The organism is Pseudoalteromonas sp. APC 3694 (genome assembly GCF_030407565.1).
GTDB classification, from domain to species: Bacteria; Pseudomonadota; Gammaproteobacteria; order Enterobacterales; family Alteromonadaceae; genus Pseudoalteromonas; species Pseudoalteromonas tetraodonis.
This window is the reverse complement of the sequence record NZ_JASDDE010000015.1, coordinates 1-23,721: the sequence shown is the minus strand read 5'-3', so window position 1 is coordinate 23,721 and position 23,721 is coordinate 1. Positions and strand designations below refer to the sequence as shown.

The 23,721-nt window shown below is 40.1% G+C and carries 19 protein-coding genes; 14 read left to right on the top strand and 5 right to left on the bottom strand.

From position 1 onward, the window contains the following. Nucleotides 1-123 precede the first annotated feature (123 nt). Together QMA00_RS07465 and QMA00_RS07460 are read right to left on the bottom strand one after the other, a co-directional pair. The gene (locus QMA00_RS07465; RefSeq protein ID WP_076921863.1) at nt 124-930 is read right to left on the bottom strand and encodes an META domain-containing protein; all 807 of its coding nucleotides are present in this window, start codon (nt 928-930) and stop codon (nt 124-126) included. A gap of 126 nt (nt 931-1,056) precedes the next feature. Beyond that, nucleotides 1,057-1,623: an alkylphosphonate utilization protein gene (locus QMA00_RS07460; RefSeq protein ID WP_076921864.1), complete on the bottom strand. Its 567-nt coding sequence runs from the start codon at nt 1,621-1,623 to the stop codon at nt 1,057-1,059. 265 nt (nt 1,624-1,888) lie between these two features. On the opposite strand from QMA00_RS07460, the gene QMA00_RS07455 reads away from it, so the two are divergent. The 7 genes from QMA00_RS07455 (at nt 1,889) to QMA00_RS07425 (ending at nt 10,912) form a co-directional block, all read left to right on the top strand. Then, complete coding sequence (locus QMA00_RS07455) at nt 1,889-3,163, top strand: HDOD domain-containing protein (RefSeq protein ID WP_076921865.1); 1,275 nt, start codon at nt 1,889-1,891, stop codon at nt 3,161-3,163. Nucleotides 3,164-3,216: 53 nt separating this feature from the next. Next, complete coding sequence (locus QMA00_RS07450; RefSeq protein ID WP_010391723.1) at nt 3,217-3,825, top strand: paraquat-inducible protein A; 609 nt, start codon at nt 3,217-3,219, stop codon at nt 3,823-3,825. A 63-nt stretch (nt 3,826-3,888) separates the two neighbouring features. Next, the gene (locus QMA00_RS07445) at nt 3,889-4,263 is read left to right on the top strand and encodes a hypothetical protein (protein WP_075169911.1); all 375 of its coding nucleotides are present in this window, start codon (nt 3,889-3,891) and stop codon (nt 4,261-4,263) included. 108 nt (nt 4,264-4,371) lie between these two features. Then, complete coding sequence (locus QMA00_RS07440; protein ID WP_076921866.1) at nt 4,372-5,697, top strand: TolC family protein; 1,326 nt, start codon at nt 4,372-4,374, stop codon at nt 5,695-5,697. Next, the gene (locus tag QMA00_RS07435; RefSeq protein WP_076921867.1) at nt 5,687-7,186 is read left to right on the top strand and encodes an efflux RND transporter periplasmic adaptor subunit; all 1,500 of its coding nucleotides are present in this window, start codon (nt 5,687-5,689) and stop codon (nt 7,184-7,186) included. Before QMA00_RS07440 ends, QMA00_RS07435 begins: the two co-directional genes overlap by 11 nt. Nucleotides 7,187-7,194: 8 nt before the next feature. After that, a complete protein-coding gene (locus QMA00_RS07430; RefSeq protein WP_076921868.1) occupies nt 7,195-10,311 on the top strand; it encodes an efflux RND transporter permease subunit in 3,117 nt (1,038 codons plus the stop codon). A gap of 145 nt (nt 10,312-10,456) precedes the next feature. Continuing rightward, entirely contained in the window at nt 10,457-10,912 is a 456-nt protein-coding gene (locus QMA00_RS07425) for a hypothetical protein (RefSeq protein ID WP_010391728.1), read from the top strand. Between the two features lie 70 nt (nt 10,913-10,982). Here QMA00_RS07425 and QMA00_RS07420 read toward each other — a convergent pair whose 3' ends face one another. Continuing rightward, nucleotides 10,983-11,489: an ACT domain-containing protein gene (locus tag QMA00_RS07420; RefSeq protein ID WP_010391731.1), complete on the bottom strand. Its 507-nt coding sequence runs from the start codon at nt 11,487-11,489 to the stop codon at nt 10,983-10,985. A 421-nt stretch (nt 11,490-11,910) separates the two neighbouring features. On the opposite strand from QMA00_RS07420, the gene QMA00_RS07415 reads away from it, so the two are divergent. The 7 genes from QMA00_RS07415 (at nt 11,911) to QMA00_RS07385 (ending at nt 20,535) form a co-directional block, all read left to right on the top strand. Continuing rightward, complete coding sequence (locus QMA00_RS07415) at nt 11,911-14,145, top strand: ABC transporter permease subunit (protein WP_076921869.1); 2,235 nt, start codon at nt 11,911-11,913, stop codon at nt 14,143-14,145. Between the two features lie 15 nt (nt 14,146-14,160). Beyond that, nucleotides 14,161-15,810, top strand: coding sequence for a phosphate ABC transporter permease PstA (gene pstA, locus QMA00_RS07410; RefSeq protein ID WP_054202637.1), 1,650 nt, complete (start codon nt 14,161-14,163; stop codon nt 15,808-15,810). A gap of 19 nt (nt 15,811-15,829) precedes the next feature. Next, nucleotides 15,830-16,657 (top strand): phosphate ABC transporter ATP-binding protein PstB, encoded by an 828-nt coding sequence (gene pstB, locus QMA00_RS07405; RefSeq protein ID WP_008114812.1) that lies wholly within the window; start codon nt 15,830-15,832, stop codon nt 16,655-16,657. Between the two features lie 44 nt (nt 16,658-16,701). Beyond that, nucleotides 16,702-17,403, top strand: a complete 702-nt coding sequence (phoU, locus tag QMA00_RS07400; RefSeq protein ID WP_010391735.1) for a phosphate signaling complex protein PhoU — start codon at nt 16,702-16,704, stop codon at nt 17,401-17,403. A 150-nt stretch (nt 17,404-17,553) separates the two neighbouring features. Beyond that, the gene (locus tag QMA00_RS07395; protein ID WP_010391736.1) at nt 17,554-18,228 is read left to right on the top strand and encodes a TIGR00153 family protein; all 675 of its coding nucleotides are present in this window, start codon (nt 17,554-17,556) and stop codon (nt 18,226-18,228) included. Between the two features lie 39 nt (nt 18,229-18,267). After that, nucleotides 18,268-19,536, top strand: a complete 1,269-nt coding sequence (locus QMA00_RS07390) for an inorganic phosphate transporter (RefSeq protein WP_055012403.1) — start codon at nt 18,268-18,270, stop codon at nt 19,534-19,536. 81 nt (nt 19,537-19,617) lie between these two features. Further along, nucleotides 19,618-20,535: a hydrogen peroxide-inducible genes activator gene (locus QMA00_RS07385; protein ID WP_076921870.1), complete on the top strand. Its 918-nt coding sequence runs from the start codon at nt 19,618-19,620 to the stop codon at nt 20,533-20,535. A gap of 47 nt (nt 20,536-20,582) precedes the next feature. Here the strand turns inward: QMA00_RS07385 and QMA00_RS07380 are convergent, their stop codons facing one another. Then, entirely contained in the window at nt 20,583-20,786 is a 204-nt protein-coding gene (locus QMA00_RS07380) for a hypothetical protein (protein WP_076921871.1), read from the bottom strand. 187 nt (nt 20,787-20,973) lie between these two features. Continuing rightward, on the bottom strand, nt 20,974-23,505 hold the full coding sequence (locus QMA00_RS07375; RefSeq protein WP_290156663.1) for an EAL domain-containing protein: 2,532 nt from the start codon (nt 23,503-23,505) through the stop codon (nt 20,974-20,976). Between the last annotated feature and the right edge of the window lie 216 nt (nt 23,506-23,721).

Below are 23,721 nucleotides of genomic sequence, written 5' to 3'. Positions count from 1 at the left end.
ATAGGCTCTGCCTTGCCTAAATACCAAACAGACTGCTGCAAATTTAACCTTGAAAAATCAACAGACCCTAGTTTAACTGGGCTTATTTATTTGCTTAGATGTGGGGTATTGTTACGCTCTTAATCAAAAGTAAACAGCGTTAAAGGTAGCAAGTTGGTTGCCTGCCTCATTTTGTAATACTAATTTTTCACCATTAATTTGCCATTGCGTTGCTGCCTGAAGCACAGCCGCCATCGCGCTTTCTTGTTCCATATTGTCATGACACATTTTTTGCGTGGTAGCTAACTGCGTAAAAGTCACTGCTTGCTTCGATACTTCATAACCGCCATTAAAGTTATTACATCCTAAAAAGCCGTGTACGGTGTTATCACTATTAAACTGAATAAATGGTTCTTTGGTATTCACTACAACTGGGTTGCCATCGATTGAAACGGCTTTGAAATAGGTGTTTACTAAGTCAACGTCTGGCTTTGGCGCTACTTTTGAAACAATAATTTCTAAAGGTTCTGACGAGCTAGTATCGGCAAAAGGCGAGTTACTCGTTGTGCTGGTGTATAGCAAGTTTCCTTGATTATTAATGGTTGCACGCACGCTATAGCGGTGAGTTGGGTCAATCTTTTCAAGGTTATACTCAAGCTCTACTTTATAAGGCGGTGCGCCTACTAAATCAATTACCTGCTCAGAGATAACCGTAGCCGCCACATCCATTTTTGACACATCAACCAAGGTAACGGTTAGCTGTGAATTAGGCGCAATTAGGCTGCGATCTAAGTAACTAACTTGCACAGGTAAGGTGGTCATTGTTTGCGCCACAGCACTATTTTGCTGCGCTGCGTCATCGTTACATGCGCTCAGCATAAGTGTGCCACTTGCTAGAAAACACAAGCCTGCAATCGACTTTAACATTGAATTTGGCTTCGATGAGAACATAAGAGTTCCTTGATGGAGTATGGTATAAGGTCGCTAGCATACGGTTGAATTGCTTAATCATTGCTTAACTAGCAAATAAAGAAAGTCGAGATATAAAAAAAGGCGCTAGGCGCCTTGATTTATTACTTATTTTTTTACGTATTTAGTTAAAATTACAATACGCTGTCCATCAACACGTCCTTCAATATGTTCAGGGTTGCTGGTTAAGCCAATATTGCGCACGGCTGTACCGCGCTTTGCTGTTAAGCTGCTACCTTTCACATCTAAATCTTTTATTAACGTGACGGTGTCGCCAGCTTGTAGTACTACACCATTGCTATCAATGTGTTTAATATCATCATCTTCAGCAAGCGCTTGCTGCGCCCATGTTAATGTGTCTTCTTCAAGGTAAATCATATCTAGCGCGTCTTGTGCCCATCCGTTATCAGCTGCTAACTGAGTCAGCATGCGATAAGCAACAACTTGTACCGCAGGTGTTTGACTCCACATACTGTCATTTAAGCAATGCCAATGGGTCGGGGTTAAATCGCTATTGCCTTCAATTTGATCTTTACATGTTTGACAGGTGTAGATGCATTTATCTGAATGAGCTTCGGTAACAGGAGGAACTTCGTAAACAGTTAGGTCGTCTGTTGCTGCGCAGAGTTCACATTGGTTACTGCTACGTTCTATTAAGGCTTGTTCAATGCTCATATAAGGGACTCTTTTTTGTGAGTTTATAAAAAATTAATAATCGCATTATACCTTATAACCATAACCTTTGGGTATGCTTAGAGCAGTTGTAAACTCAAAAACCCTATAAAAAATGAGGATACTAATAATTCTGCTCTAGGGTTATAAATTTAGTCTTATTTGTTTGTTTTTAATCTAATTAAAATTGCAGCAAGTCTTTAAAGTTTCACTATACTGGTTAAATAATAAAAAATAATGATGACATCACTGTTAAGTAGGAAGGTTAATGCCAAATAATCTAGAGGTAAAAAATTCATCTATTTTGGTTACTCAATATATTGCTAGGCAACCAATTTTTGACGGTGATAAAAGTATTTTTGCTTATGAGTTGCTCTATCGCGATTCAGTTAATAATGCTTTTCCTGTAGGAACAACTGACGGGCAAGCCACTGGGCGACTTTTTTTTAATGCGCTAATGCTGGTTGGCATAGAAAAGCTAGCGCTCAATCAAACTGCGTTTATTAATTTATCGAGCGAGGGGCTTTTAGAGGATTTGCCTAAATTATTACAGCCTGAGAATACTGTAATTGAAATTGTTGAGCGTACTGAAAATATAGAGCTTGTTGTTGAGAGAGTGACAGAGTTAAAAAAAGCAGGATATGTATTTGCGCTAGATGATTATGACTCACATGAAAAATGGCAACCATTACTCAGTTTGGTTGATTATATTAAGCTTGAAGTTGAAGAGCCGGTAATAAAAACCAGCATGTTGCTGAAAAAGCTCAAACGCAATTTTCCTAATATTAAAATAGTGGTAGAGCGAATTGAAACCTATGATGAATTTAGGCAGCTTAAAGAGGCTGGATGCGATTACTTTCAAGGGTTCTTTTTTGCACATCCAGAAATGTTAAGTTACAACAGTATCGAACCTCTAAAAATGGCTGTTTTAGACTTACTGCGTTGCACATCCCGCACAGATTTAGACTTTAATGAAATTAATCAACGCATTTCTAAAGATGTCGGTTTGACTGCACGCGTCCTAAAACTAGTGAATGCTCGCTCTGCTAATAAAAATTTAGTGATAACGTCTATTCCTCAGGCGGTTGTGTATTTAGGGGAAGATTCTATTAGAAAGTTTGTACGAGTATTGGCGCTAAGCGAACTTGGCTCAGACAAGCCCAGTGAACTTACTCGTTTAGGCTTATGTCGAGCGCAGTTCATGCAAATAATTTTAGAACCAGGCGGAAAAGTCATTGCAGAACAAGGTTATTTAGTCGGCTTAATGTCGGTGCTTGATGCTATTTTAGATATGGAGCTGGAAGCTATTGCTAAAGAGTTTAGTTTAGGGGCTGAGTTATCCGGTGCACTATTAAGTTTTGAAGGCATGATGGGTAATTCTTTACATTTAATAAAAGCGGTAGAGGAAGATAATTGGCAATTGGCTAAAAAGTTGTTAGAAACTATTCGCCCAGCCTCGAATATTGAGACCGTATTTAGCGCCATGTTGGATGCACGCCAGTATGCGGATGAACTATTGGCCACTATTATTGAGCAAGACTAACGCAAAACGTTTGGGTATGATTGGCACATATTGATTTTACTTAGTATTACACCATGCGTTTATTTTTACCTATTACCACTATTTTAATTGCCTTAGCTTTATTAATTCCCGGGGTGACCCAGCCAGTACTGAGTATGGAAGGTAAAATTGATAAGTCTAAACTTGCTGAGGCGGGCATTGAAATGTTGGCAGATGAAGGGAATCAAAACACCCGTAATATGCTAATGATGATCTCGAGTATGTTGGGGTTAGATAAACTTGAAGGCGAGATCAGCGCTTATCAAAAAACGCGCAGTATTTGGGGCACCGTTAACGAACTGGCCGATAACAAAAACTACTTAGTGGCGATATTAGTGGCGTTTTTTTCAATGGTGATCCCAACAATTAAGCTGCTGCTTCAATTGTTGTATTGTGTGCTGAAGGAGACTTCGTTTAAGCACAATCTTGGTAAGGTGATTATCGGTTTAAGTAAATGGAGTATGGTGGATGTGTTTGTTATTGCATTAATAGTGGCTTACATGGCTGGTAATGCAAACGCGAACTCAGAAGATTTACTTAATATGCATGCTGAGTTTGGTACTGGTTTTTGGTATTTTACCGGCTATTGCTTGTTCGCCATTGCGGCCAGTAGCTTCATAAAGCCAGTAGTAAAAACCAGTTAATTATTGAGTTTTAAACACAGTTCCCATAAACTTTAAACGTCTATTTATTTTTAGGTTAATTCATTGCAACGTATTTACTGTATTTTACTCACGCTAACTTTGTTACTCACTTTTGTGGGTCAAGCCGTTGCGTCTGTATCTATGGTATGTGATATGCCGCATACGAACATGGCAACCCATGCATCGATGCAGCATAGTAAGATGGCAATGAGTGACGATGCTGATACAACAACCATGTCTATGGATTGCTGTAGTGAGCAAAGCACGTTAACCCAAGATTGCAGTTGCCCGATGAGTGCTTGTAGTTCGCATTCAGCCTTGCATGTAAACTCACTATTTATAGCCTCCAAATTACCCTCTGAAAAAGTGCAACATGCTGTAATACAGCATCAAGTTAACTTTGCACGTTCTCTTTACCGTCCTCCTATGCCTGCATAATCGCAGGGTAGGTGTATTTAAAATTTAGTTATTTAGCTTATTGTCATCTATCTGCTTATAAATTTAATCGTTTTCATTCGTTATTTTTAAATTTAAGTGGAGCAAGTGATGAATCACTTCGCAGTATTAAAATCCGTGTGTATAAGTAGCTTGTTGAGTATTAGTGTCTCTGTACACAGTGCTGAACTAGGTTTAAATGAGGCAATTAACTATGCCTTAAACCATGAGCCCTGGCTTAAAGCTAGCAAGCAAAAACAATCATCAATTGAAGCAAAAAGTATTGCCGCAGGAACCTTACCTGATCCAGTGCTTACATTAGGGTTAATGAACCTACCAACTAATGGTTTTGCTTTTGATCAAGAAAATATGACCCAATTTAAGGTGGGAATTAGCCAATCACTGAGCCGAGGCGATAGCCTAGCACTTCAACAAAAGGCTCTTTCTCAGTCAGCTGCAGCAGAGCCTTGGCTGCGCAAAGATAGACTCGCGCAAGTAAAAACCATAGTTACTGAGTCATGGCTCAATGCTTATAGAGCGCAACGAAGCATTGCACTAATTGAGCAAGATAAAGCTTTGTTTACTCAGCTCATTGATATTACAGAATCAAGCTATGTAAGCTCGGTGGGCAAAACACGCCAACAAGATATTATTCGAGCGCAATTAGAGTTAACCCGCCTTGAAGATAAATTAATGCAACTGGAGCAGCAGCTACAAGGTGCTAAAAAGCGGCTAACACAATGGTTGCCTATCGCTATGCTGAGCCTGCCTGTCAGTGATGGCTTTTCAGAGCTTACAGCATTAAAAAACTACACCGAGTTAGAGTATCAGCAATTAATGACCATGCTATTAAAGCACCCTGCAATTATGGCAATGGATAATGCAATAGTGGCAAAGCAAACTCAAATTAGTGTGGCTGAGCAAGGCTATAAACCGCAAATTGGCGTTAATATGGGGTACGGTTATCGTGATGACATGCCAATGGGTGGCTCGCGAGCAGACCTTTTCTCTGTGGGTATAAGTATTGATTTACCGCTGTTTACCGATAACCGCCAAGACCAACTAGTAAATGCTGCCATTGCTGATAGCGAAGAAGCTAAAACACAAAAATTAATAGCCCTTAAAAAGCTACAAGGGATGTACTTTAAGGAAGTTAGCCAGTTAGCGCGGCTTCATCAGCGCGCCGAGCTTTATCAAGCCAAGCTGCTGCCGCAAATGGCTGAGCAAGCTCAAGCGACCCTAAATGCCTACACTCGCGATGATGGTAATTTCTCAGATGTGATGCAAGCGCGTATTAGTCAATTAAATGCCAAGATAGACGCCCTAAACATTCATGTTGATCAAAAGATAATTATTGCAAGGTTAAATTATTACGCCAGTGCTGATGATACCAGCTTAAAAAACACACCACAGCAGGAGCCGAGCTATGAATACTAATTTAAAATTATTACTGGTGGCTATATGTAGTGCGGCATTAACTACGGGGGTATTATTAAGCTTACCTAGTGAGCACTCTATGCCAACTGACAGTAAAGCCAGTAGTAAAAAAGAGCCGCTTTATTGGGTGGCACCTATGGACAGTAATTATCGCCGAGATGAACCTGGTTTATCGCCCATGGGCATGGATTTAGTGCCTGTTTACGAAGAGTCAGACAGTGGCGCAAATGAAGGGCCTGGCAGTATTCAAATTTCACCCACAGTGATTAATAATTTAGGTGTGCGTACCGCCCCTGTTGCGTTTGCTGCACTTGAAAATGAAGTTAACACGGTAGGTTATGTGCAATACAACCAAGACCAGCTAATTCATATTCATCCGCGCGTAGAGGGATGGGTCGAAACCTTATACGTTAAAGCCGCGGGTGATCAGGTTAAACAAGATGAGCCACTTTATACCTTGTATTCACCGCAATTAGTCAATGCCCAAGAAGAGTTTGTTTTAGCGTTAAAGCGCAATAATCCGGTGTTAATTCGGGCGGCTAAAGCACGTTTAAAATCGCTTAATGTGTCTGAGGGTTTTATTTCACGCTTACAAAAAAGTCAGCAAGTGCTACAAAACATTACTTTTTATTCTCGCCAAGGCGGCGTTGTTGATGAGCTTAATATTCGTGAAGGATTTTATGTTAAACCTGATACCTCAATGATGAGTATTGCTCAGCTTGATGAAGTATGGGTTGAGGCTGAGGTATTTGAGCGCCAAGCAGAACTTATTCGTGTTGGCTTGCCTGTAACCATGACACTCGATTATTTAAGTGGCCAACGCTGGCAAGGGCAAGTGGATTATATTTACCCTACCTTAGATGCTAAAAATCGTACTTTAAGAGTACGTTTGCGCTTTGATAACCAAGGCCATCAGTTAAAGCCTAATATGTTTGCTCAAGTCAGTATTCATAGTCAAGTAGCTGAAAAACAGTTAATCGTACCTAAAGAAGCTGTTATTCGCACTGGTAGCCAAAACCGTGTTGTAGTTGCACTTGGGGAAGGTCGTTTTAAATCGGTCGAGGTAACTTTAGGGCGAAGTGATGCGGCTAATACCGAAATTTTATCAGGTGTTATGGCAGACGATGAAGTGGTTACTTCAGCACAGTTTTTAATTGATTCAGAGTCGAGTAAAAACTCTGACTTTAAACGTATGCAAGCAGTTTCGCATAACAGTATGCAAATGAGTGATGCCAACCCAGATACGGCAACTGTAAATGGAGTAATTAATAGTATTGATGCTAATAATCGAATTGTGAATATCAGCCGTGAGGCAATTGAAAAGTGGGGCCGAGGACCTGCAACAATGGACTTTATGCTAGCAAAAAATGTAATGACTGAGATGCTCAAGCCTAATGATGAAGTTACTTTTACCTTTAGCATTGAGCAAGGTGAGTTTGTGATTCATACAATAACGCCTGTGCATGCTTCGCACAGTCAACATGAGTAGGAGTGGTTATGATTACTGCAATTATTCGCTGGTCTGTTGTTAACCGTTTTTTTGTTTTATTACTGACCGCAATACTGATTGGTGGTGGCTTGTATTCTGTAAAAAATACGCCTGTAGATGCCTTACCCGATTTATCAGATGTACAGGTTATTGTTAAAACATCTTATCCTGGGCAAGCGCCGCAAGTAGTGCAAGATCAGGTTACATTCCCGATTACCACGGCAATGCTATCGGTACCTGGGGCGCAAACAGTACGCGGTTTTTCTTTCTTTGGCGACTCCTACGTGTACGTTATTTTTGACGAAGACACTGATTTATACTGGGCACGAAGTCGTGTTCAGGAATATCTAAGTCAAGTATCTGCCCGTTTGCCTAGTACGGCAATTGCAGAGCTTGGCCCCGATGCCACCGGCGTTGGCTGGGTGTATTTATATGCACTCACTGATACCACCGGTAAGCATGACATCAGCCAATTACGCAGTTTACAAGATTGGTTTTTAAAATTTGAACTGCAAACTGTACCCGGTGTGTCCGAAGTGGCATCGGTAGGCGGCATGGTCAAACAATACCAAGTAAACGTTCAGCCCGATAAGCTTCGTGCTTATGGTATTCCGCTAAGCCTTATTCAAACTGCCATTAAGCAAGGCAATCAAGAAATGGGTGCATCGGTAGTTGAGATGGCAGAAGCTGAATACATGGTAACCAGTACTGGCTACGTAAAAAGTGTTGCTGATTTAGAAGCCATTCCTTTAGGTATAAACGCTAACGGTACTGCACTACAGTTACGTGATGTTGCTAATGTGCGTTTAGGTCCGCAAATGCGCCGCGGTGTTGCCGAGCTTAACGGCGAAGGCGAGGTGGCAGGTGGCGTAGTGGTTATGCGTTTTGGTGAAAACGCGCAAAAAACCATAGAGCTCGTTAAAGCTAAATTAGAGTCACTTAAAAAAGGGCTACCAGAGGGGGTTGAAATTGTACCTGTGTACGACCGCTCTCATTTAATAAAAGACGCAGTTGATAACCTCACCTCTAAATTAATGGAAGAGCTTATTGTAGTGGCTTTAGTGTGTGTGGTGTTTTTATTCCATGTACGCTCATCGCTGGTGGCTATTATTACCTTACCGTTAGGCATACTCACCGCTTTTATTATTATGTACTGGCAGGGTATTAACGCCAATATCATGTCATTAGGCGGGATTGCTATAGCGATTGGTGCTATGACCGATGGTGCGATTGTGATGATTGAAAATATGCACAAGCACATGGAGAAACAGCCACTAACAGATGAAAACCGTTGGCAAGTGGTGATTGACTCTGCCAGTGAAGTTGGGCCTGCGTTATTTTTTAGCTTATTAATAATTACAGTGAGTTTTATGCCGGTATTTATTTTAGAAGCTCAGGAAGGACGAATGTTTGCGCCATTAGCGTATACAAAAACCTATGCAATGGCAGCTTCTGCTGGATTAGCAATTACCTTAGTACCCGTACTGATGGGTTATTTCATTCGGGGTAAGGTGATATCTGAAAATAAAAACCCAGTTAACCGTTTACTGGTAAATAGTTATAAGCCGCTGTTAAATCTAGTATTAAAATTTCCAAAAAGCACCTTGCTGATTGCGCTAGTTATCACTTTAATGGGCTTTTATCCGGTAAATAAAATAGGCAGTGAGTTTATTCCACCTCTTGATGAAGGTGATCTAATGTATATGCCGACTACTTACCCAGGAATTTCAATAGGTAAGGCGCGCGAGCTATTGCAGCAAACCGATAAATTGATTGCCACTGTGCCCGAGGTAAAAACCGTATTTGGTAAAATTGGACGAGCGGAAACGGCAACCGATCCGGCACCACTGACCATGATTGAAACCTTTATACAGTTTAAGCCTAAGGATCAGTGGCGCGAAGGCATGACCACTGAAAAGCTCAAACAAGAGCTGGATACTTTAGTTAAATTTCCTGGGCTAACTAACGCTTGGGTAATGCCAATTAAAACGCGGATAGATATGCTGGCTACAGGGATTAAAACCCCTGTGGGTATAAAAGTCGCGGGCCCTAATTTGAATGAAATTCAAAAAATAGGTCAACAAATAGAGGTGTTACTTAAAGATCTTCCCGGTACGGCGTCTGTTTACTCAGAGCGTGTAGCGGGTGGACGTTATATTAAGGTAGATATTAACCGTGAAAAAGCAGCGCGCTACAGTTTAAATATTGCTGATGTGCAACAAGTAGTCGCAACCGCAATTGGTGGCATGAACGTGACTGAAACGGTTGAGGGTCAAGAGCGCTACCCTGTAAATCTTCGTTATCCGCAAGCGTACCGTGACTCCCCTGAAGAACTGATGCTTTTACCTATTGTTACTCCAACGGGTCAACGTATCGCACTTGCTGATGTGGCGGATGTATTTATTAGTGATGGCCCTCCTGGGATAAAAAGTGAAAATGCCCGTTTAAATGGTTGGAGCTTTATTGATATTAAAGATACCGATATTGGCAGCTATGTAGCAAATGCCCAGCAGTTGCTAAACGAGCAGCTAATTTTACCCGCAGGGTATTCTATAACTTGGGCAGGGCAATACGAATACATGGAGCGTGCCAAAGCCAAACTGAGTTATGTGTTACCGCTTACCTTAGCCATTATTGTAGTGCTACTTTACCTTAACTTTAGAAGTTTCACTGAGGTATTTATTATTATGGCGACTTTACCACTGGCGATGATAGGCGGTATCTGGCTAATGTACTTAGAAGGCTTTAACTTCTCTGTTGCTGTGGGGGTCGGCTTTATTGCCCTTGCTGGGGTGGCCGTAGAAATAGGCGTTATAATGTTGGTGTATTTAAACCAAGCCTATAAAGCGCAGGTAGAGGCAGTTTCTAAAATGGGTAAAAGCTTGAGTATAGAGCAGCTTAAACAGGCGATACTAGAAGGTGCCGGCTTACGTGTTCGTCCGATAATGATGACAGTGGCAACCATAGTGATTGGCTTATTACCGGTGCTTTATGGCACAGGCACGGGTAGTGAAGTAATGAGCCGAATAGCCGCCCCCATGGTTGGCGGTATGTTTAGCGCCATTGTTTTAACATTGCTGGTATTGCCTGCTGTGTATTTATTGTGGCGAAAGCGCAACCTATAATATTTACACTGATTGTGTAACTTGTACTGAAAATATCAGTACAAGTTAGGCAATCCTTTCTTTATCTACTGATTTTATTGCATTTCTTATTGGCATGATTCACGCATCTATTTAATCAATAGGTTTTAAAAAGTAAGGAACGCACATGCAAGTTAAAACAATTCAAGAAGTGTTCGATTGGACCGTTCAGTTTCATACACAAATGGCGGCTAATTTTTTTAGCGTAAGGGATTTACTTGGAGAGCATAACAAACAGTTAATCGATTATTGTGTTGAGTATGAAAAAAAACTCGCTGAGGATTTAATTGGCTTTAAAGCAATCACTGAAATAAATACTTTAGATACATACTGCTATGAATATTTTTCAGAGCACTCAGAAATCATCAGCTTTACTGATTTAGACCGCAGTAATGAGCTAGATGAACTAGCGATTCAAGAGTATTTATCTCAGCAGCATCAAAAAGTATTAAATGCATACAGTTATTTGGCAGATAAAGCGCAGTCACCAGAGGCTCAAGAAAAGCTAGGGGAGATCTTACAGCTCGAAGAGCAAGGTTTGAAGCAGATGATGCAAAGTATTAATCGTCATGCAGACATGTAGCACTGGGTGTTATGCATAAAAAAGGCGCTATAATTAGCGCCTTTTTCGTGTTCATGATAATAAAGCTGATTTAACTTTGCTCTACATCAACCACTAAGTCACTCGTAATTGACTCAAGTGCATTAATAACTTCTTCTTTATTCAATCCGTTAGGCAGGCTCACGGTGGCAACAGCACTAAATATAGGCACTCCCCAGTTTGGCGCACTTTGCTGCCTAGAGTTTAAGTTTGTAATGTTCGCGCCTTTATGGCGAATAACACTTGCTAGCTCTTGCACTATACCAGGGCGATCGTTACCGGTGATCACAAAATTAAGTTGCTCAAGCTCTACAGGCTCAATTTCAGTGTTGCCCTTTTCAATGCGAACATCTAACTTAGGAAGCCCATTGAGCGCATTTTGAAATGTCTGTAAATGCTCTTCAGCCACTTCAACCTGTATAATGCCTGCAAAGTGCCCGAGTAAGTGACTCAAATTACTGCTTAACCAATTGCCATGGTTTTCTAATATAACCGATGAAATACTTTCTACTAAACCGGGGCGATCTTCCCCTAAAATAGTTATTACCAACTGCTTCATAATAGTTCTCTTTTTAAGCCCAAATGAAAAAATAAATGCATAGGCATTAAGTGATGCTATCTAATGTATGTGATTCTAAATGTATGTAAAAGCTAACCACAAAAGGATTGTTACATCTTAAGAGGTTACTTTGTTGTTGTTATATTAGATGCCCATAGAGTATTGTCTTGGATAAATAGTTTGTCCAATTAATAATTGATTTAGTTCATTAAGAACGTATAAATAAATACAATCACTACTACAAACAATACTTTAATCTTATTTAAAATCGTGATTTTACTTAAAATCCACTCATAAAGCTGAAAGTTTAATCTGCAAAGACAAACAGACTCTATATAAGTAAAGAATTATTACGACTGTAACATTACTGTCACTTTGATGAAATATAATGCGCCCAACGTTAAGATATAAGGGTGTTTTGATGACTTCAAATCCGAATAAACCGACTTTTAATACGGATCGAAGCCGTCTATTTAAAGACCGGTTTGCTAAGTTTGGCATAACCGCAGGCGGTATAATGGTATTAATAGCACTGCTATTGATCTTCTTTTACCTTCTTTATGTAGTGCAGCCTATTTTCGAGTCAGCTAAAGTTGAAAAACGCGCTAGCTTTAATGTTGCTAATGCTGAGCAAATAGTTGGGCTTGGTGTTGAGGAGCAAACTGAGGTTGCTTATTTACTTGATGATCAAGGTCAAGTTAACTTCTACAGTGTTGATAAAGCAAAGTTTGGTAAAAAACTAAAAACACTTAATGCTACTTTACCCGCGCAGGTAACCAGTTTTGCAAATAGTGCTCCCTTTCAAGGGCATTATGCGTATGGTTTAGAAAATGGCACAGTGACAATTGTAGCGCCTAAGTTTTTAGTCACCTTCCCTAATAATGAGCGTAAGCTAACTCCGCGTTTAGGTTATCCACTGGGTGAAATGGCACTCGAAGTTGATGAGCAAGGTGCCGCTATTAAGCGTTTTGCCTTTAGCCATTATGAAGACAAAACAGCCGTTGTGGCACTTACTGCCGATAAACGTGTGGTATTTAGTAGCTTTGTAGCCGAAGAAAATATGTTTACCGGTGAAGTTGAATGGCAAGTAGAGCGCACCGAGCTTAACGTTGATGGTCGCGTAGATGAGCTATTAATGTCGCCAGATACCACCCGCACATTTGTTCGTTCTGCCAATCAAATTTACGTATTCGATACCCGCTACCCAAGTGAAGTTGAGCAAATTCAATTATTATCTGCCAATGAAGAAAACGCGAATATAGTGTCATCACAACTATTGGCTGGTGCAAACTCACTGATGTTGGCCAATGATAACGGTGAAATATCCCAGTGGTTTGAAATCAATACAGACTCAGGGCGTGAATTTCAAAAAATCCGTTCGTTTGAAACTACCAAACAAAGCAAGCTGAATATTTTTACTGAGTTTTATCGTCGTACCTTTTTTACAACAGGTCAAAATGGTGAATTAGGGCTTTATTACACAACCAGCGAAGCAAAGTTATGGCAAGGTAAAGTCAGTGACGGTGCAATTGAGCAGTTTGCCATCGCTCCGCGTTCAAATGCGGCGCTAATTTTAGCTGATAACAAGCTGACGGTTTTAGAAATTCATAACGAGCATCCAGAAGTAACGTGGTCAGCGCTTTGGCAAGAGGTGTGGTACGAAGGCTATCCTGAGCCGGGTTATATTTGGCAATCTACTTCTGCCAGTGATGATTTTGAATCGAAGTTTTCACTAGTGCCAATTTCATTTGGTACTTTAAAAGCTGCTATGTACGCAATGTTATTTGCTGTACCTATTGCTATTTCAGCCGCTATTTATACTGCTTATTTTATGTCGAGCGAATTGCGCCGTGTGGTAAAGCCAACGGTTGAAATAATGGAAGCTCTGCCTACGGTAATACTCGGCTTTTTAGCTGGCTTGTGGTTAGCGCCTTTAATTGAAGAGCACTTGCCGGCTATTGTTGGTTTACTGGTGTTACTGCCATTGGGTATTTTAGCAACCGCTTTAGGCTGGAATAAATTACCTGCGGTTATTCGCCATAAAATCCCTGAAGGCTCACATTCAATTTTATTAATACCAGTGGTGTTATTTATTGGTTGGTTGTCGTTTGCGATGAGCGAAAGTATTGAGTTATGGATGTTTGATGGCAATGTGCGTCAATACCTAACTAATGAATTAGGCATGACCTTCGATCAGCGTAATTCATTAGTAGTGGGTATCGCGATGGGCTTTGCGGTTATTCCAACTATTTTCTCAATTGCCGAAGATGCGGTATTTAGTGTGCCTAAACATTTATCAAATGGCTCGTTAGCATTAGGTGCTACGCAGTGGCAAACCCTAATTCGTGTGGTGTTATTAACCGCCAGCCCAGGTATTTTTTCTGCAGTAATGATGGGATTAGGCCGTGCCGTAGGCGAGACTATGATTGTACTTATGGCTACCGGTAATACCCCAATTATGGATTGGAGTATTTTCCAAGGCATGCGTACCTTAGCCGCTAATATCGCCGTCGAAATGCCTGAGTCGGAAGTAGGGAGTTCGCATTACCGAATTCTATTCTTAGCCGCCTTTGTATTATTCATATTCACCTTTATTTTCAACACAGTTGCTGAGTTTGTTCGTCAGCAGCTGCGTGAAAAATACAGCTCAATGTAAGTGGAGAAACACGACATGGTAAAGCAGTGGTTTAGGTCTGGTTCTCCTTGGATTTGGATGACCGGTGGTGCTGTCAGCATCAGTTTAATTTCAGTAATTGGTTTACTCGCCATGATTGCATGGAAGGGACTAAGCTTTTTTTGGCCATCTCAAGTTATGCAGTATGAGCTTGAAGGTTCAATTGCTAAGCAAACCGTTATTGGTGAAATTTATGACCGTGAATTAGTACCGAAGTCGCGTTTAGCGGCAACCGGTATTGATGTTTCTAAATTTGAAAAAGACGAGGTTGAGCGTTTACTAATTAAAACGGGTAACCGTGAGTATGTTGATTTAGATTTTCGCTGGATACTCGAAACCGATATCAAACAAAGCTCAGCGCCTAAAGCACTTGCGGTGTTTGAGCGCAGCAAAAACGGTAATTTTTACGGGTATGTAGAAAGCGTCATTAAAGACGGTCAGACGGTAACAGCAGATAAAGTTGAAACCTTACATGACCTTGTAGAGCGTGCGGTTGACTTAAACGACGAAGCGCTTGATTTACAAAATGGCGACATAGGGCATATTAACTATGAGCTAGAGCGTTTACGTTTACAGGAAAAAGCCTACTTGCTTGATAACGAGCTAACCGACGAACGTGTTGCTGAACTTGCTCAAGCGCGTGCTGATTTACGTACGAAATATGGCGAATTAGAAAAAGAGTTATTCGCACTGCGTAAACAGGCTAAACGTGACCAAGTAACCGTAAAGGATATGCGTGGTGAGGTTGTTACAATCCCGCTATATCAAGTGTTGGATGTATGGTTTCCAAACGATATGGGCTTTTTTGCTAAACTAGGTCATTACTTTGTGCAGTTAGGTAAGTTTGTTTCAGATGACCCACGTGAAGCCAATACCGAAGGTGGCGTATTTCCTGCTATTTTTGGTACGGTATTTATGGTGATGTTAATGGCTGTGATTGTAACGCCATTTGGCGTGGTTGCTGCTATTTACTTACATGAATATGCGGCTAAAAACGCAATTACTAAAATGATCCGTATTGCGGTTATTAACTTGGCGGGTGTTCCGTCTATTGTATACGGCGTATTTGGCTTAGGCTTCTTTGTTTATATGGTTGGTGGTAGTGTTGACCAATTATTTTATCCTGAGTCATCGCCTACCCCTGTATTTGGTACACCTGGTGTGATGTGGTCGGCACTTACCTTGGCTATATTAACGTTGCCTGTGGTAATAGTGTCAACCGAAGAAGGTTTATCTCGTATTCCTAGTACAGTGCGTGATGGTTCATTAGCACTGGGTGCGACTAAGGTAGAAACGCTATGGCGAATCATTATTCCTATGGCCAGCCCTGCAATTATGACGGGGTTAATTTTAGCGGTTGCTCGTGCTGCGGGTGAAGTTGCACCGCTTATGCTGGTGGGTGTGGTAAAAATGGCGCCAACGTTACCGCTTGATGGTAACTTCCCATATATACATTTAGACAGAAAGTTCATGCACTTAGGTTTTCATATTTACGATGTTGGCTTTCAAAGTCCGAACGTTGAAGCGGCGCGTCCGCTGGTATATGCAACGGCCTTTTTGTTAGTGTCGGTTATTATTACCCTTAACATCACAGCCATTGGTATACGTAACCATTTACGTGAAAAATTCAGATCGCTTGAGCATTAATTTAGTATAGGTAACAAACATGATTACAGTCGCTCCAAAAGTAAACCAAGCAAAGCCAAGCTTGAAGTTAGATTTAAATAATTTAACAGACGAACAAAAAGCGCTAGAAATTAAAGATCTCGACCTTTACTACGGTGATAAACAAGCACTGAGTAAAGTAAATATGAATATTCCTAAAGGCCAAGTAACGGCATTTATCGGCCCGTCAGGTTGTGGTAAATCAACCTTATTACGTTGTATTAACCGCATGAACGACTTGGTTGATATTTGTCGTATTGAAGGCGAAATCATGCTGCATGGACAAAATATTTACGATAAAAGCGTTGATGTTGCAGCCCTTCGTCGTAATGTCGGCATGGTGTTTCAGCGTCCAAATCCATTTCCAAAATCAATTTATGAGAATGTGGTTTATGGTCTTCGCCTGCAAGGCATTAAAGAAAAGCGTAAGCTAGATGAAGTGGTAGAGCAATCGCTACGTGGTGCGGCTCTTTGGGATGAAGTAAAAGACCGACTGCACGATAGCGCATTTGGTTTATCGGGTGGTCAGCAGCAACGTTTAGTTATTGCCCGCTCTATTGCGATCGAGCCTGAGGTATTACTACTTGATGAACCAACATCAGCACTCGATCCGATTTCAACCTTAGTAATCGAAGAGCTAATTAATGATTTAAAGAATAAGTTTACCGTGGTTATTGTTACTCACAACATGCAACAAGCGGCTCGTGTTTCTGATCAAACAGCGTTTATGTATATGGGGGAGCTGATTGAGTATTCTGATACTAATACCTTATTTACGACGCCTACGAAGAAAAAAACAGAAGATTATATTACTGGTCGTTACGGCTAGTCGGGTTAAAACGCGAAAGCAATGAATTATTAAAGAAGGTCATTATGGAACACAACATTAATAAACATATTTCTGGTCGTTTTAATCAAGAGCTAGAAGATGTTCGTAACCATGTATTAAGCATGGGTGGATTGGTTGAGCAACAACTTAATAGCGCGCTTGATGCAGTAAGCCAAAACGATGCGGTATTGGCACAAAAAGTACGTGAAAACGACTACAAGGTTAATGCAATGGAAGTCAGTATTGATGAAGATTGCACCCGTATTATTGCTAAGCGCCAACCAGCAGCCAGTGATTTACGTTTGGTTATTGCAATAGCAAAAACCATTGCCGATTTAGAAAGAATTGGCGATGAAGCTAAGCGAATTGCTAAAGTTGCACTAGACTCATTTACTAAGGATCAACAAGATTTATTAGTAAACATTGAAAATATGGGTCGCCAAGTATCTAAAATGTTGCATGACGTTTTAGATGCGTTTGCACGTATGGATGTGCAACGCGCATTTGAAGTGCACAAAGAGGATGCTAAAGTAGATAGAGAGTATGAAGCAATTACTCGTCAAATAATGACCTACATGATGGAAGATCCGCGCTCAATTCCAAAAATTATGGATTTAGTATGGTCTGTTCGCTCATTAGAGCGTATCGGTGATCGTTGTCAAAATATCGCTGAATATGTCATTTATTTTGTAAACGGCAAGGATATTCGTCATACATCTCAAGAAGATATTGAAAAATCACTGTAGTGATACGAATAACTAAAAAATATCAAAGGCAGTAATACACTGCCTTTTTTATTTTTTGTAAATAATTGAATAAGAAAAAGCGTTCACAATCTAGCTTAATGCTGTAAAATTCAGGTTGAACAGCATATTGAATTGATTAAAGGGTCAGTTATGCCAACAAATTTTTTAGGTGTTTTTGCAAAATCACCTATAAAGCCAATAGAAGAACACATCAGAAAGGCTCATCAAGCTAGCGAAAGTTTGATACCTTTTTTTAATCATGTTTTTAAAGAAGAGTGGCAACAAGCAGAAGAGCTACGTTTAACCATTCGTAATATAGAACGTGAAGCTGATGAAATGAAAAGAACTATACGTTTACAATTACCTGGCGGATTATTTATGCCGGTAGAGCGTACAGATCTGCTCGAATTAGTAACCCAACAAGACAAAATTGCTAACAAGGCAAAAGACATTGCTGGGCGTGTAATTGGTCGTGAGATGATCATACCAAAAGAGATTCAAGAAGACTTTTTGGCATACGTAACTCGTTGTGTTGATGCAACTAAACAAGCATCTAAAGCGATCAATGAGTTAGAAGAATTGTTAGAAACGGGCTTTAAAGGCAGAGAAGTAACTCTGGTTGAAAAAATGCTCGTAGAATTGGATGCCATAGAACAAGACACGGATGAAATGCAAATTAGAATACGCCGCCAACTACGTAAAGTAGAAAGTGAGCTAAATCCAGTTGATGTGATGTTTTTATACAAAATCATTGAATGGGTTGGCGAGCTTGCAGATATTGCAGAGCGCGTAGGATCACGTCTTGAGCTGATGTTAGCTCGTTAATTTAAAATCAGTTCAAACACGAAAGATTAAGGTTACACAATGGATATCATTGCATCTTACGGCACGGTATTAATTTTAATTGCCGCAGCAGTCGGCTTTTTTATGGCTTATGGTATTGGCGCAAACGACGTTGCCAACGCGATGGGTACATCAGTAGGTTCAAAAGCACTTACCATTAAACAAGCGATTTTTATCGCGATGATTTTTGAGTTCGCAGGTGCTTATTTAGCGGGTGGTGAAGTAACATCAACAATTCGTAAAGGGATTATTGATGCTGCACCATTTGCCGATATTCCTGAGCTGATGGTTTTAGGTATGATCGCCTCTTTATTCGCCGCAGGCAGTTGGTTATTAATGGCCTCATTTTTAGGTTGGCCGGTATCGACTACTCATTCAATCATTGGCGCTATTATTGGTTTTGCTCTAGTTGCAGTAGGCACAGAGGCTATTCAATGGGGTAAAGTTGCCGGTATTGTAGGTAGCTGGGTTGTAACGCCAGCGATATCAGGTTTTATAGCTTACTTAATATTTATGAGTGCGCAAAAGCTGATTTTTGACACCGACGCTCCACTTAAAAATGCAAAGCGCTTTGTACCAATATACATGGGTTTAGCTGGCTTTATCATGGCACTTGTGACCATTAAAAAAGGCTTAAAGCACATTGGTATTAATTTAGGTACCGTTGAAGGTTTTGCTATTTCTATTGGTATAGCGGTACTGGTTGCTGTTATTGGTAAAATTGCTATTTCTCGTTTAAATATCGATCCTAAAGCGGATAGAGAAATGCAGTTTAACAATGTAGAAAAAGTATTTGCGGTACTTATGGTACTAACAGCTTGTTGTATGGCATTCGCTCATGGTTCTAACGATGTTGCTAATGCAATTGGGCCTCTAGCTGCTGTTGTAAACATTGTTGAAAACAATGGTGAAATTGCGAAGAAAGCCGCTATTGCTTGGTGGATATTACCACTAGGTGGTTTAGGTATTGTTGCCGGTCTTGCTATTTTAGGTAAAAAAGTAATTAAAACCATTGGTGAAGGTATTACTCATTTAACACCAAGCCGTGGTTTTGCTGCTGAATTAGCTGCTGCCTCTACCGTTGTTATTGCATCGGGCACAGGCTTACCTATTTCAACCACACAAACCTTAGTAGGCGCTGTGTTGGGTGTAGGTATGGCACGTGGAATTGCCGCACTTAACATGGGTGTAATAAGAAATATTGTAGTTTCTTGGGTAATTACATTGCCAGTTGGTGCTGCCCTTGCTATTGTTATTTTCTACGTACTAAGAACCGCCTTTGGGGTTTAATAAAAAGTACTTAAAAGACTTTTAGCTTGAAAAGATCTCAATGCCCTTGGTGTTGGGGTCTTTTTATTTGTGGAAAGAAAAATGACCAATCTCCCTAGTATTAAACAGCTGCAGTATTTATTAGCTGTACATCAACATCAACATTTTGGCCGAGCAGCAAGTGCCTGTTTTATTGGTCAATCAACGCTGAGTACTGCGATTCAAAACCTAGAGGAAACTTTAGGATGTCAGCTTATAGAGCGAGAAAATCGCAGCCTAATGTTTACCACTATTGGTGAAGAGGTGGTTGAGCGTTCAAGAAAAATAATCAACGATACTATTAGTTTAAAAGAGTTAACTAAAAGCTTTTTAACACCACTTAGTGGTACATTAGCGGTAGGTGTTATTCCTACGATTGCGAGCTTTATTGCAGCGCCTTTGTATCACTTTTGTCAGCAAACATTTGTAGATTTAGAGTTGGTATTGATTGAAGACACCAGCGATAAGTTACTTGATAAGTTAGAGCATGGTCAAATTGATTTAGCATTATTAGCGCTGCCCTACGAAACCGATAAATTTCATACCCAAGTATTAGCGCAAGATCACTTTAGTTTAGTGCACCATAAAGACTACACACCAGCTAAAGGCATTGAAGACTTTAATTTACTACCAGAAGCCAGTGTATTTTTACTTGAGCGAGAACACTGTATGACAGGGCATGCACTCAGTGCGTGCCATTTAAATCGCTCTAGCTGTATAAATCCCTTTGAGGCGGCTAGCTTACACACTTTATTGAGTATGGTTGAGTATAAACTTGGCGTGACGTTTTTGCCGCAAATGGCGATTAATGCGGGTATTTTAGAAAACAAAAACATGCTAGCTACGCCATCGCAAGGCGATGCCTATCGCGATATTGGTGTATTGTGGCGGAAAACAACAGGGCGCATTCGTGACTTTAAATTGTTTAGCCAACAATTAGAGGTCTTTTTGAAAAAGCAGTGCAGTGTTGATTTTAAGTAACGTAAAAAAAAGCGTATTAGAGATAATACGCTCAATAACACAGGGAATTAAAGTGGCTGCTTGTGCTGGCCATGGTGGCTCTCTAGAGGCGGTAAAAACAATAAGTAAACCCACACAACAATATTGAAGTAAGGCACCAGTCCAAGCATTGTAAAGGTTTTTACAGGGTAGCCTTTAATCTGAGCATACTTGTAACATTGAAGCGCAATAGCAAAGTGTATAAACAATAATAACGTGATTAGTTGCGTCATAAACATCCTCCTTATGACCAAATGTCCATCTTTAAGAGTATAGACATCTAGACGATAAGAAATAAAGATGTCATGTAAAATCAAGGTGATCACTTAATTTTCATGACATTGTGCTGCCGATAAACAAAGTATAGGTTAGATGGGCAATTTTGGTAGTAATAAATTGCTTAAATTTGTTTATTAATGTTTATAGTGATGTGAGGGTATCTTGATAAAAAATAGGGTTGTTCTTTATTTTTTCTAATTCAATCAGTACCTTGTCGATAGGGACAGGGCGAGCAATAAAATAGCCTTGCCCGTAGTCTACGCCTATTTCTTTGAGTGCAAAAAATACTTCAGCGGTTTCCACATATTCAGCCACAGAGCGCTTATCTAGTGACCGACTGATGTCATTTATAGCTTTTACTAGTGCTAAATCAATGGAGTCGTTAAGCATATCGCGGACAAATGAGCCGTCAATTTTTACATGTTGGGCTGGTAATTGTTTAAGATAATTAAAGGTACTAAATCCGGTACCAAAGTCATCAATCGAAAAGTGGCAGCCTAAATTATTTAACCGTTCAATCATTTTACGAGTGGCAGCCAAATTATTAATGCTAGCCGATTCGGTTATTTCAAAAATAATTTTTGACGGAGGCACTTGATATTTTTCGAGGCTCGACTCTATTAACGGCAGTAAACGCTCATCTAAAAATGATTGTGCCGATAAATTTATTGCAACCTGAAGAAGCTCTGGGTGCGCAGCAGCACTCGCAATACTGTTACGAATAACACATTGATCCATTAAAAAGGTGTCGTTAAGCATTTCCAATGAGGGAATAAATTGATTTGGGTAAATAAGTTCGTCGTCGAGCTTTAATCTCAGTAGTACTTCAAAGTAAGCAACCTGATTAGTTTTAAAATCCCAAATGGGTTGATAATGAAGTTCTATACTGTCTTGTTGTAGAGCTTGGCGTACACCATGACCCCATTCTAAGCCCGTTTGCAGCGCATTGTTTTCACCATCTTGTTTTAAATAACAATGTACTAAGTTACGGCCTAAATTTTTAGCAATATATAACGCAATATCTGATTGCTTTAAACATTCATTTGGGTCGCAATTATCAGCAGTAATTTGTGTTAAGCCAATAGAGCAGCTAATTGAATACACTTGATCTTCTGACTTAAATTGGTTGCCCTCAATGGCACTACAAATCCCCTCTGCAATTAAATGTGCATCTAATAAATTGGTGTTTTTAAGGATCACCGCAAACTCATCGCCACCCACTCGGCAGATCAGGTGCTCATTACTAATATTGGCAATAAACAGTTGTGCCACTTCTTTTAAAACAATATCGCCTTGTTGGTGGCCTTTACTGTCGTTGATTATTTTAAAGTGATCAAGATCGATATAAATAAGCGCATGCTCAATATTTGCATAGGTATTTTCGCTTTGGCAAATATAGTTAAGTTGTTGGTCAAAGTAATAACGATTATGTAGGCCGGTTAACGTGTCATGCAATGCTAAATGGCGTAATTGAAGCTCAGCTTGCTTACGTTCATGAATATTATCGAGTGTTGCGGTAATGGTCGCGTTATTACTGCTATTTTTTATTAGCTGGAGGCGGCATTCAACCCACACCGAATTGCCATTTTTTTGTTGCAGTTTAACTTCTATTTTTTGTTTATTTGCGCCACCTTGTAAAATGTCATCAATAGTGGATTGTAACGACTGTTTATACTCTTTGGTACAAAATGCAGTTAATGGTTGTTTCAAGGTCGATTTAACCCCAAAACCACTCAAAGACTCCCATGCAGGGTTTATAAAGCGAATATTGCCTTGCTGGTCTAGCTCAAGCACCACGGTATTTAGGTGCAATAAAATATGTTGATGTGCTGAAAACAGGTCGCGATACTTTACTTCACTAATACTTAATTGCTGCACTTTATTGGCAAACTCAGCATAGCTGACCATAAAGTCTTCACGACGAGCTGCGTGGTCACAGACTTTATTTAAAAATGAGGGGTCGTAAGGGGCGCGAATAAAGTCGGTAACGCCTGAAAGTAATAACTGCTCGGCGTAATCGGCATCGTTTTTGTCAATAATAGTAACAATGGCTTGCTGAGGGTTATGCTGCAGAATTTTTTCGACTAATTGATTTGAGCTTTCTGCTTGTGCCGCTGTGGCATCCAATAGCACGATAGCAAAAGGCTGCTGATTATAAGCACTTAGCGCCGCTTTTTCAGTTGTGACATGGGTGATAGCAAAGTTAAGTTTTAATTGCTCACTCATATCATTTGCCCTGCTGGCAAAGGGTTCTAATAACAACAGGTTTAAGCGACTACTTTTTTCTAAATGGCTCGACAACACATTTGCGAGTATTTGCGGCAGAATATCTTGGCGTTCAAAAGGCAGTACCGCATCTATGCCATAACTTCGTGCAGTAGTCTCGGCGATACGTTCACAATAAATAGGCGGAATAAGTAAAATAGGCGTATTTTTAGGCGTTTTTAGTAATCCAGAGCGGATCATACGGGAAAACCGCCAACCATCAATTTTACCTACATCTAAGCCAGTTATGATTATATTTACGCTTTGATTTTTTAATATTTTTAGGGCGTCTTGGCTGTCTGATGCTTCAATGAACTCAAACACATTAAGCCTCTCTAACGTGGCACGAATAGTCTGGCGCTCATCATTACTTGCATTCAATATTAGCAATTTAAGCTGTTTTGCCACGTAGGTACCACTCCGAGAGATGCAGATTATAAAACAGTAAGAGTAATGATATTTAGCCATAAGAACAAGCGTATTTAACCGCTATTTTAAATGTAGTTCATTAGTGGCCAATTAGGGAGAATATAAGGGATATTTTGAGCTTCATTAGTAATAGTAATTAGGGAGAATATAGGGGTTATCTTGAGCTTCGTTATTAATAGTTAAATACCCAAACCA

What these genes read in the sequence shown, in the direction of transcription:
- QMA00_RS07465 (WP_076921863.1), bottom strand. Translation starts at nt 930, where the DNA reads ATGTTCTCATCGAAGCCAAATTCAATGTTAAAGTCGATTGCAGGCTTG.
- QMA00_RS07460 (WP_076921864.1), bottom strand. Translation starts at nt 1,623, where the DNA reads ATGAGCATTGAACAAGCCTTAATAGAACGTAGCAGTAACCAATGTGAA.
- QMA00_RS07455 (WP_076921865.1), top strand. Translation starts at nt 1,889, where the DNA reads ATGCCAAATAATCTAGAGGTAAAAAATTCATCTATTTTGGTTACTCAA.
- QMA00_RS07450 (WP_010391723.1), top strand. Translation starts at nt 3,217, where the DNA reads ATGCGTTTATTTTTACCTATTACCACTATTTTAATTGCCTTAGCTTTA.
- QMA00_RS07440 (WP_076921866.1), top strand. Translation starts at nt 4,372, where the DNA reads ATGAATCACTTCGCAGTATTAAAATCCGTGTGTATAAGTAGCTTGTTG.
- QMA00_RS07435 (WP_076921867.1), top strand. Translation starts at nt 5,687, where the DNA reads ATGAATACTAATTTAAAATTATTACTGGTGGCTATATGTAGTGCGGCA.
- QMA00_RS07430 (WP_076921868.1), top strand. Translation starts at nt 7,195, where the DNA reads ATGATTACTGCAATTATTCGCTGGTCTGTTGTTAACCGTTTTTTTGTT.
- QMA00_RS07425 (WP_010391728.1), top strand. Translation starts at nt 10,457, where the DNA reads ATGCAAGTTAAAACAATTCAAGAAGTGTTCGATTGGACCGTTCAGTTT.
- QMA00_RS07420 (WP_010391731.1), bottom strand. Translation starts at nt 11,489, where the DNA reads ATGAAGCAGTTGGTAATAACTATTTTAGGGGAAGATCGCCCCGGTTTA.
- QMA00_RS07415 (WP_076921869.1), top strand. Translation starts at nt 11,911, where the DNA reads ATGACTTCAAATCCGAATAAACCGACTTTTAATACGGATCGAAGCCGT.
- pstA (WP_054202637.1), top strand. Translation starts at nt 14,161, where the DNA reads ATGGTAAAGCAGTGGTTTAGGTCTGGTTCTCCTTGGATTTGGATGACC.
- pstB (WP_008114812.1), top strand. Translation starts at nt 15,830, where the DNA reads ATGATTACAGTCGCTCCAAAAGTAAACCAAGCAAAGCCAAGCTTGAAG.
- phoU (WP_010391735.1), top strand. Translation starts at nt 16,702, where the DNA reads ATGGAACACAACATTAATAAACATATTTCTGGTCGTTTTAATCAAGAG.
- QMA00_RS07395 (WP_010391736.1), top strand. Translation starts at nt 17,554, where the DNA reads ATGCCAACAAATTTTTTAGGTGTTTTTGCAAAATCACCTATAAAGCCA.
- QMA00_RS07390 (WP_055012403.1), top strand. Translation starts at nt 18,268, where the DNA reads ATGGATATCATTGCATCTTACGGCACGGTATTAATTTTAATTGCCGCA.
- QMA00_RS07385 (WP_076921870.1), top strand. Translation starts at nt 19,618, where the DNA reads ATGACCAATCTCCCTAGTATTAAACAGCTGCAGTATTTATTAGCTGTA.
- QMA00_RS07380 (WP_076921871.1), bottom strand. Translation starts at nt 20,786, where the DNA reads ATGACGCAACTAATCACGTTATTATTGTTTATACACTTTGCTATTGCG.